Source organism: Virgibacillus sp. W0181 (genome assembly GCF_051846915.1).
In the GTDB taxonomy this organism is placed as follows: Bacteria; Bacillota; Bacilli; order Bacillales; family Amphibacillaceae; genus JBPYCR01.
Genome location: NZ_JBPYCR010000044.1, coordinates 18984 through 29112 on the forward strand (window position 1 = coordinate 18984; position 10129 = coordinate 29112).

Annotated in this window: 7 protein-coding genes; all 7 read right to left on the minus strand. The window is 38.5% G+C overall.

What is annotated here, in order from left to right:
- Positions 1-76 precede the first annotated feature (76 nt).
- A complete protein-coding gene (locus tag ACLIBG_RS14005; RefSeq protein WP_439313393.1) occupies positions 77-1402 on the minus strand; it encodes a TIGR02679 domain-containing protein in 1326 nt (441 codons plus the stop codon).
- Positions 1389-5537, minus strand: coding sequence for a TIGR02680 family protein (locus ACLIBG_RS14010; RefSeq protein WP_439313394.1), 4149 nt, complete (start codon positions 5535-5537; stop codon positions 1389-1391). Before ACLIBG_RS14010 ends, ACLIBG_RS14005 begins: the two co-directional genes overlap by 14 nt.
- Positions 5534-6784 (minus strand): TIGR02678 family protein, encoded by a 1251-nt coding sequence (locus ACLIBG_RS14015; protein WP_439313395.1) that lies wholly within the window; start codon positions 6782-6784, stop codon positions 5534-5536. Before ACLIBG_RS14015 ends, ACLIBG_RS14010 begins: the two co-directional genes overlap by 4 nt.
- Positions 6774-8297 (minus strand): TIGR02677 family protein, encoded by a 1524-nt coding sequence (locus ACLIBG_RS14020; RefSeq protein ID WP_439313396.1) that lies wholly within the window; start codon positions 8295-8297, stop codon positions 6774-6776. The genes ACLIBG_RS14015 and ACLIBG_RS14020 overlap by 11 nt, the downstream gene beginning before the upstream one ends.
- A gap of 556 nt (positions 8298-8853) precedes the next feature.
- Complete coding sequence (locus ACLIBG_RS14025) at positions 8854-9432, minus strand: Fic/DOC family protein (protein ID WP_439313397.1); 579 nt, start codon at positions 9430-9432, stop codon at positions 8854-8856.
- Positions 9419-9592 (minus strand): Zn-dependent hydrolase, encoded by a 174-nt coding sequence (locus tag ACLIBG_RS14030; RefSeq protein ID WP_439313398.1) that lies wholly within the window; start codon positions 9590-9592, stop codon positions 9419-9421. Before ACLIBG_RS14030 ends, ACLIBG_RS14025 begins: the two co-directional genes overlap by 14 nt.
- 186 nt (positions 9593-9778) lie before the next feature.
- A partial coding sequence (locus tag ACLIBG_RS14035) for a hypothetical protein (protein WP_439313399.1) occupies positions 9779-10129 on the minus strand: 351 nt, incomplete at its 5' end.

A 10129-nucleotide genomic window follows, 5' to 3' on the forward strand; every position in this document is an offset into this window, starting at 1 on the left:
AACACTTTTATTTTACATAAGTTCTATAAAAGTCGCCATTTTCCTTCCCGACTCAATCATCCACAACATAAACTCCCTAATCCCATTTCCCTAGCAAGAACTCCTCGGTTATGCGGACAAGCAGCTTCTCTTGATAGCCGCTTCTCTTCACTTTTTTTATTTCTTCTATCAGCGACTGAAAAAATGGGTCGTTTATATTGTTTAATTGGTTTAGTCTCTTTTCCGATATCGGCTCATTCGACAACGATTTGCGGTAACTTCCCACATCGTAATTCCAATACTTCAACTTGCTTCCATAACGTTTCCTCAACTTAATGGCCATTCCGATGCCTTCCGGGTCAAAATCGCCACTGTAATATATGACGCCACTATTCGCTACGTAGGCATCGAGAAATTTCAGTGTTGCCAGTTTAAATTGCCCATTTCCGGATATGATTGTCTCATTTATGTTATGTTTTACTAATTCATTAACAACGTGTGAAGCAACACTTGAATTTTCAATTACAAATATCCGCTTTTTTCTTGAAGCTGCATCAACACGATCCAATTTAACAACTTCTTTCAACGGCAAGTGAAAAAACGCTTTTTCCTGCGCCGCCCCTTGAAGGAGGAAATTTTGTTTCCCATCCTTATTCGTTCCGGTTACATTAAACACAGAAACAAAATTAAGCAAATCATCTTTCATTATTTTAAAGTGGTCCAACAGTTGTGCCGTTTGTTCGGCGTTCAATTCTCTTATTTCCCAATCACTATCAAACGAGCGAATTATTTGCAGCGCATAAATAAATAGCTTGCCAGCCGGTTCACTAGCATCAAAAGCATGCGGGTTTCCTGTGGCGTTTGAAGCAAATACTGGTAGATATTCATGCTCCGGTAAAGGTAATAATGCCAATGCCTTATCCAAATATTTTAAGGACTTCGTTAAATTCGCTTTATCCTGGTTGTACCATTGATAAAACCGGTTATTCCCCGCCGCCTTTATCCATTCCATCAATTCCACAAATAGACTCGAAGAAGCTTCCTTTTGAAAACGAGCAAAATAATCCGCTCGTTTGGCAAGAAAAACTGCCTCAGCCTCACGGTAACTCACTAATGGTTCCCCATTGTAACGTTCCACTATTTCTTGAAAGGAAATGGAATCAAGCATTTTCCCATATTTTGTTTTCAAAATAGCGCGTTCCATTCTTTCAGCAGATAGTTGGATTGACTTGTTTTTTGAATAGTCTTTTCCGATCAATCCGGAAATCGCCTGTTTTTCTTCTTCGGTCGGATTATTTACAATAACGGAAATTCCTTTTTCGACCCGTTCGTAACTTTTATACTTTTTAATAAAAAGGGAAAAAAGGCGGTCAAAGCCCTTTTCCCTTTTAAAAATAGTTGTAATTTCATCAAGAAGGTACAACCGCCTCCTCCCCTTTCAACGCTTCGGTTCTCACTTTTTTCTTTCCGTTCCAGTAGTACGAATCAATGAGCACGTACGGCCTATTTTCTGGCCGGCTTAATTCGTATATGTTTAACGATGGAACAGAGGAAAAACATCCCCATAACGATTGGGAATTAAGAATATAATTGAAGTTCAATTTCTGAATATACGCAAACATAATATTTACGTTATCATCATCGACGCGAGAAAATGCTTCATCCAACGTGAAGATCCGCGGGCATTCAGGGCTCGCTTCGGAATATTTCGCATACAACGCAGCAAGCACCGGTGTGATCATCGCCAATACACGTTGACCCCCACTCAATTCACCGTACGACTTACGCGTTAATTTTCTTTCTTTGTCATTTTTCTTCGTAAAGTAAATTTCAAACTCAAACCATTTACGATAGTCGAGCTCCTCGCGCATTATTTCCTTCAAATTGTATTCTTTATGATTTTGTTTATCATGCCGGCGACGTGCCAGCTTGATTTTGGAACGGAAATGACTGCTTATTTCGTCGACATCAATCCATTGGCTATCCCGCTTCAACGCTTCGACGAGCTTTAAAGTGTCCAACTGTTCTTCATTTTCCCTTTTCTTCGGTTTCCAAGCTAAACGAAACTTAATTAAATTTTCATGTTCCATAAATTTTTTCATTTCTTTTTCCCAGCGCTGGACATACTGGATTTTCCTGCGAATGGTGTCGCCTAATGTATTGACGAGAATTCGTTCATATAAATCGCGGTCTTTTTCATTTACATCGATTTCCAAACGCTCGATCCGTTCGTTTAAATGTTTGACGGCATACCTTGGTGGCACACGCTCCCCATCAATATTCATCGTTATGACGATGCGGGTCATTTGTTCTGCCATTAAATGGATTGTCGCCATTTTCGTATCATCGTCCGAATCAAAAATTGGGACATCAGCCGATTTTTTCTCTTCCATTTCCAATTCGTAATGCACGAGCTCGATATATTGCATTTGAAACGTATTCGTCAATCTGTTTTTTAATTTGGTTATTTCGTCCCGATTTTTATCAATCATTGTCCCGTAATTTTTTTCAATGGCTTTGGCAATGGCGAGGCTCCCATCAAGTGTATCCTCCATCATTAAATAACCTAGATTGTAATGGGCCAGAAATTCTTTTTCCCATGCTTCATAAACGATCTTTTTAAACGGAACTTCATTCGTTTTTTGTCGGTCGATGAATGCTTCCCCATCTTTTATATTTCGCGTTACATTTGTTTTTTCTTCAATCAGTTCCGCACGTCGATCGGGAATCGTTACATTAATTTCGGCCGTCAGCTCTTTAATCCGTCTTCGAATATCTTCCGAACCGAGTTCTTTTAAACGGTTTTCATACGTTTGGATCCGTTCGTTTTCCTTATCTATTTTTAATTCATTGTCCACAATACTTGAGCGGTCCTCTTCCTCCTGTGAGTCATACTCCGTACATCGTTGCTGAAAGTCCGCCATTCCGGTTTTTGCATTCATTTTTTTCGTAAAAGACATTTCGATATCTTGCACACATTCCAAATAATCTCTTTGCATGACCGCTTCCGCCTCAAATGCCTCGACGGTTAAGTCCAATTCTGAAAAATCCATTTTAGCTTTCACTTGTGCAAGCAATGTCTTACTTTCTTGATCGACAGCCCTGTATTCTTCACTTAATTTATTCCTTTGCGGCTCATACACTTCCGTAATCGTTTGTTGTTCTGTGGTGATTGCCGAATATAATGCTTTCAAATCATCTAAAGAAGGAAATGCCTCATATTCCGCTTCAATTTTCAAATATACTTGTTCCGCTTCCGTCAGCTGATTCCGCTTTTCCTCTATATTTCCAACAATATCGGTCCGTTCTTCCTCCAACTGGCGGATTTTCTCTTTTCGGTACAGCTCCCTTGCCGCTTTTCCGATAAAAAGCGCCTCTTCCATCGGGGAAGCTTTCCCTTGCACGAGACCATTTCGAAACGTGCCATTCGATAAAATATACGTACCATCCACTTCCTCAACGGAAATAGACGTAAGCAACGCATTCAAACGGTCATCATTGCTCGCTTTTAAGATGGCGGATAAATTTTTCGCCTGTTTCTTGCCGTATTCCAAAACCGTTGTATACTGGTTTGCCTTTTCCACATCTTCCGGCTTAACAATGACGGCAGATAAAATCCCGGATTCAAGTAAAGCATGTTGATAACGGATCGCTTCTTCCGGCTTCACATCATCATAAAATTCATATGCCTCGTAAAAAGGAACAAACTCAATTCCGGCGTCTACAAGCACGTCCCAGTCTTTCCGTTTTTTAGCCACAAAATCCGGTTCAATTTCGCGTTTATTTTTCCAATCCTCAATCTCATTTTCGATGCTCGTTTTTTCACTTTCCAAGACGGACAATTGATGTTGAATCGATAATTTGATCGTTTGGTTTTCTTCTTTTCGTTGTTCATACAACTTGACTAACGGCTTCGTATATTCGTCTATAGACAGCCGATCAAATACGTCGTCTGCCTTCTCGATTAAACCGCTCGTCGTGTCGTTATCCACTTGTAAATGGACGGCATGATCCGCCCAATATTGAATATTTTCAACGAGCTTAATGATTGCTTCATCCACTTTATCTTTACATTCGTTAATGACCGAAGCACAAGCGTCCATTTTCATTTGAATGTCGCCTAAATCATTATCAATCCGATGCAGCTTCTCTCGTAAGGATGTATGTTTTTCCAATTCCGCCTTTATCGTCGTTAAAAATTTTCCGTATGCTCGTACTTCTTCTCTCCACGCCAAAAATGAATACGCAGCGTCTTGATTGGTCATAAAATGCGTCATATATTGCTCATGTTTCGTAAAATCCATCTCTCCGGCGAGTTGATCCAATTCCTGAATAAATTGCTTGCTTTCCTTTTCATAATGATAAAAATCCACTTCATAGGCTTCTTTTTTCGTTTGCGCATCCCGCTTCCGTTTAAGCGTTTGCTCCAGCTTAGCATTCAATGATTTAAGGTTATCCGTTAAGGCCGATAGATCCTTTTCGGCTTCTTGTTTCCGGCTTTCCAGCGCTTCAATATCTTTTACACCAAGCGATTGTAATTCTTCCCTTTTTACTTCTAGTTGATTTGTTAATTTCTGTTGCTCCGATTCAATTTGATCAAGCCGTATATACTGTGCCTGTACATCTTTTTCCGTTTGGGAAATTTCGTTGGTTACTTGTTTTAATTGTTTGGCCGCCTTGACATATTCCGTTGCTTTTTCAACTACTGCGGCCTGATTGTATTTTATATAGACGTCATTTAACCGCTCCAATGATTTAAAATCATGTTTCGTATCTTTTAAATCTTTTTCAATCCGATCAATCGACTCAATCGAATCCGTTAACGGACGCAATTCACTATCCGTCAGTTGCGGAAGCGAGTCATTAATAACCTCCGCTACGCCTTCAGGTCTGCTTTTATCACTCAATTTCGGACTTCTAATTTGAATAAGCAAATCGATTAATCCCATAAAACTTTCTACCGTATCGAAGCCGAATAAATGTTTATTTACTTTATCCGCATAATCATGCCGATTCGTAAAAACCCGCCCGCAACGGTTATTTTCCTCCAATAGCTGACGAAACTGATTTTCATTTAGCGGTATTTTAGCAAAGCTACCTTCCATCATTTCTTCTTTGTATAGTTTTAAAAAGCCATCATGATTGCCGAAACGTTTCCCGTCAACGATAAAATACCACACTTTATTTTGTGCTTTTCCCCGTTTCGCTTCGATGCCCATACCGATCGTTTTGTACACATCGGCGTTTTCTTTTTTAAATTCCAAAAGAATGTAGCCAATACGTTCATTGATCCCTAACAACCCTTCCTCACCGAGCACCGTATCCGTTATTGTCCGTTCTCGGCCGCCAAATGGATCAAGCTTATGACTTCGGGCGTCACCATCCAATAAAACAGTGATCAAACTTTGGGTCGTCACCGATTTCCCGCTCCCATTATGCCCGCGAAGGACGGCACACCCATCTTTAAAATAAAATTCCTGATCCGGATAATACCAAAAACTAAATAATTTCGCACGATGCATTTGCCATCTATTCGTTGGTTGAAGTGTTTCGTTCATTGCTTATCCCCCTTTGAATCAAGACTTACATCCGCATCGTAATGACCGACAATCCGGAATAAACCTTCTTTGATCGTAATCGTCTTATCATCTTTTTCTTCGGCAAAATTCCAATTGAAAAGAAAGTTCGTTACGACAACACGAAGTTGTTCCGACGTCATTTGTTTAAAGCTTTTTGACCAGTAACGGCCATCCGTCTCTTTTAATTTCGATAATATTTGTTGCATTTCGTGATGAGAAAGATCGAATGCCTTCGTAAATGAAAACGAATCATGCGCCGAATGGGCCAACAAATATCCGGCAAAACGTAAAATCAAATTCGTTAACATATTTTCAGCCGGGTGAACAACTTCCCCTTGAACGTACAACGTTTTCGTTAATACGGAATTGTGCTTGTAGCGTTCATACTCATACCCTGTATGCTTTTGAACATTGTTTTCTATCGCGTAGTAAAATCGTTTTACATAATCTTGTTCTTCTTCGGTTATTTCATGATGGTAAACAATCGGTTCCAAAAATAACCGCCGGTAAAAACGATGTTTGGCTTCGACATATTCACTGTTCTCTTGCTCTAAAAATTGCGTGAAATCATCAACATTTTCCCATGAAAAAATATCTTTGAAGCGACGTAAAAAGTAGGTCACATATGGCGTGCGCTCAAAAAGGACATCATGCGACGAATCCCCGGCAAAATCTTCAATATATTGATCAACAACAACGATTAAATGCATTTTTATCGCATACTTTAAAACTCGAATGAGCGACAGCCGGTTTTGATAACCGGAACCTTCCTTCCATATAATGGTCACATGTTCATGCAAAGTCGCGTCGTCATTCACTTGCGGGTAATACGCCTGGATCGCCTCGCAAATATTTTGCAAGGAAAATTGATCATCTTTCCCCTTACCTTCCAAAAATGCGAGCAAACAAAAGAAAAATACAAAATCACGTTGTCTCCGGAAAATCGTTTGCCCTTTTATTTCCTTATTTCCCATCCAGTTGTACATATTGACCGGCACTTTTTCCAGCTTGGCCAATTCATGCGTAATAATTAAACGATAACGGAATGTATCACGGAAAAAAGCTTTTATTTCTACTTCATTATCTTTAATCAGGTAGTATAATTCCTCATCATCTTCTCTCGTCACCCAAAACCGTTCGATCAAAAGCCGAATACATTGCCTTACTTCTTCCTTCAGTTGTTTTTTACCTCCATCAGCGTCCACTTGCGCTACATCATGTATCATTCAACTGCACCTCAAAGTTTAACGTATAATCATCCATTGTCAGCGTGCCTTCCGAAGTGTCAACGGTTATTAATTGATCACTGTTTTTCCAAAGACTAAAATGCACTCCATGATCCGTATTGCCCCGCTTTGTTCTGGTCGCATTCGCCATACTAATCCAATTTAAAATGGCATATAATAAAAAGCTTTCCAATTCATCCACCTCTTTTAAAACAACTTTGCCCCTTCTGGTGAATGCTTCGATCTGCTTTTCCTCATATGCTTTCCGCTGTCTTAACTCTTCCAATAATTGTTTATCTTCTTCACTCGGTTCAATGACGGCAATTTGTTTCTTCTTCCTTATTCCCGCCGTTTTCGCATTTTGCAATGGCTTTACTTCCGTTCCTTGTTCAACAATGGTTTGATCGGGATAAAGCTCCTTATCCCTTTCCGAGAAGAAATGCGGCGGATGTTCGATATTCGTTATCGCACCAAACATTTTTAAACAGTTGTCAAAATTCGTCTCTGCTTCAAACAATTTAGCCAAATGCAGATATTCATGTCTTCTGCTTTTAATTTGTTGTTCGCGTTCGGTTAACTGCTCCAGAAATTTCATGAACTTGCTAATCGTTTCATTTGTTTGGTGCAGTAAATAGCTAACATACCGTTCCCCGGACGCCCCCGACACAAACCATTTTTGAATACCTGTCCACTGATTCCAATAAATGTCAGCCATCTCTTCATCCGTCATTTCTTCTTTCAGGTTTGGCTTGTCCTTTTGGTAAGCAACAATCGCTTCAATCGCATAATCAACGACCCCTCGATTCCGAATATCATTTAAAGCATATTCCAAAATAGGGGTGTTATTTTGCAGGGCAATAATAAAATCGGTTAAATATTCCGTAAACTTCACACGAAACACACTAATATCCTTACTTTGCATCGCTTCCTCAATGTTCTTACTCTGAATAATACCTAAATAATCGGACGCTTCTTCTCTTAATGTATCAAACTTTTTTAAAACATCTGTCCAAAGCTCATGCACCTCGGCTCGTTCATCCTTTGTCAGTGTTTGATCAACGTCCATTTTTTGAAACCGTAAAATAAGCGCCGATAGGGAACTGACCATTTTCGAATCCAATGACCCTTTTATTTTATGGATTTTGCCATCCAATTTTTCCAGCATTCGCTCGATTTCAATCGTTTCATCCGCACATTGATACCGCAATCGACTGCGATTATAATCTTGAATTTTATTCACTCGACTATTATCGGCATGCGAAATAATATTTCCCCATTCTTCAAGCTGCTTCAAATCTTCATCCAATTGCTTTTCGCTATATTCATCTAACAATTTCAAGGAATCATTTTCCGTTATATAATTATAAATATCCTCCGGCAGTGCAGGAGGCGCGTAATAATATTCATGCTGTTCATATAAGAAATGAACAATCATCGCATATCTTCTAAAGTTTTTCTCCGACAAATATTTTGCCTTAACGAAAGGAGTGAGCATGCGTTGTTCCAAATTCATATTTGCAACACCTCTATGAAAATTATATCACGAATTTGGAACCTTATCACTATATTATAGGAAGTGTTCTATTTTGAGGCTAAATAGCGAGGAATCGATCAATACCGCGACATGAAGTTTTGCTAGACTTTTGTAAACTCCCTCCTCCAAAACGCTTTTTACTTGTTGTCATAAACATACAGCGTTAATAGGGATATCTGACGGATCAAAAATGGGGGGAATGTCACGTTTGCTAGCCTGGTTACCAACGTCAACTTTTGCTTCCTCTTCGAAATTAATTTCATCGGAATGCTATTCTCATTGCTTTTTGCAGAGTAAATCGTTCATTCGACTACGGATTGTATAGTTGAAGTATGTTGCGAGGACCTTTATCCGGCTGCGGCTGGTATGTTTCGTAGGCGTTCCACATAGCAACCAACCCTTCCGGTAAATGACTATGGTATGCTTAAAATATATCTAGTACTAGCCGTTGAGTTCAAAACCCAGATAATCTACAACATAAGCTTTTTCCCGTGGTTTTAATGATAATTATAACTGAATGATCAAGATTATAAAGCTATTCACTATAAGAAATTGTCCCCAGGAACAACTGACGTAACCGGTCAGGATTGGTTACTGATTGAATCATCGCTTGCATATATGTTTCTCTATCAACTTGTTCATATTTCCAACTTATGAACCTTGACAACGCATATTCACGAATAAAAATACGGATAGTTCTTCCATTACCTTCACGAAATGGATGGATCATATTGAATTCAGATTTAAAAAATGCCAAACGAGTTGCTGCTTCCTCTAAGTTTTCCCATTCTATTTCCTTATTTAGCTGATTAAATAAACTATACACATTTGTGCTGATATATTGAGATTGACAAAACCGGGTACTTCCTTTCATTAGTTGAACATCTCGAAATTGACCTGCAAACGGATAAATATCTTGAAAAAGATGTTCGTGCAATCTTTTAAAACTCTCTACAGTAAAAGCACCTATACGGTATTCATCTCGTTCTAATTCAGCTGCCCGCAGTGAAAAAGCAAACGCTTCCGCTTCCTCTAATTCCTCATAAGTTTTTATTCCAAGCAAATTATTTTGCAAAAGGTATTTATCATTATCGTCATTTTTATATTTTCCCACGATTTAATGTTTCCTTAATAATATCTGGCGTAATCGAAACACCTGAATTAACTAATCCAATTACCTTTTTTTGAAGAGACGGATGAAGATTGATATTTTCTAGATGAAGGTTCTGAAGAATTCGTTTAAATTCAATGGATTCCAACTTTAATTCTTTCATGACAAGTCTCCTTCCCGAATAATTCTTTCTAATTCCATTATACAATTTTTAGTTAGTCTTAGCTACAAAACAAAAAATGATACACGGAAAAATCTAATAAAATCACAAAGCATACAGATTATGATTGGCAGAATTATTAAACATTAATAAAATGCGACAACTTTGTTGACAAACACCGTTCAAAGCTTAGCCAATAGTGGCTTTTTTTCCATTTGAATTACGTTCTGTAAACGCTTGTTTATGTTTTTCAACCTCAATTGCTCGATCGAACAGCACTTCCCTTTCAGAACTACCTAAATCTCGCTCTATTTTTTGTAAATAATCCTTTTCATCAAAAAAGTAAAAAAACGTCTCTAAATCAGATTCAAAATCACATTCCATTTCACAAACAAGTCCGGCTTCTTCCCGATAATACTTTACATAATTGTAATTATTAAGCCTGGAATTATCTAAAAGATTATAAGGTGTAACAAGCGGTGTATGAATTAAATGATAAATTTTGTCAATCATTTCCTGCATGGTCAGATCCTCCCTTAT

Bases quoted from the DNA above. Each gene is read 5' to 3' on its own strand.
- ACLIBG_RS14010 (WP_439313394.1), bottom strand. From the start codon at position 5,537: ATGAACGAAACACTTCAACCAACGAATAGATGGCAAATGCATCGTGCG.
- ACLIBG_RS14015 (WP_439313395.1), bottom strand. From the start codon at position 6,784: ATGATACATGATGTAGCGCAAGTGGACGCTGATGGAGGTAAAAAACAA.
- ACLIBG_RS14020 (WP_439313396.1), bottom strand. From the start codon at position 8,297: ATGAATTTGGAACAACGCATGCTCACTCCTTTCGTTAAGGCAAAATAT.
- ACLIBG_RS14030 (WP_439313398.1), bottom strand. From the start codon at position 9,592: ATGAAAGAATTAAAGTTGGAATCCATTGAATTTAAACGAATTCTTCAG.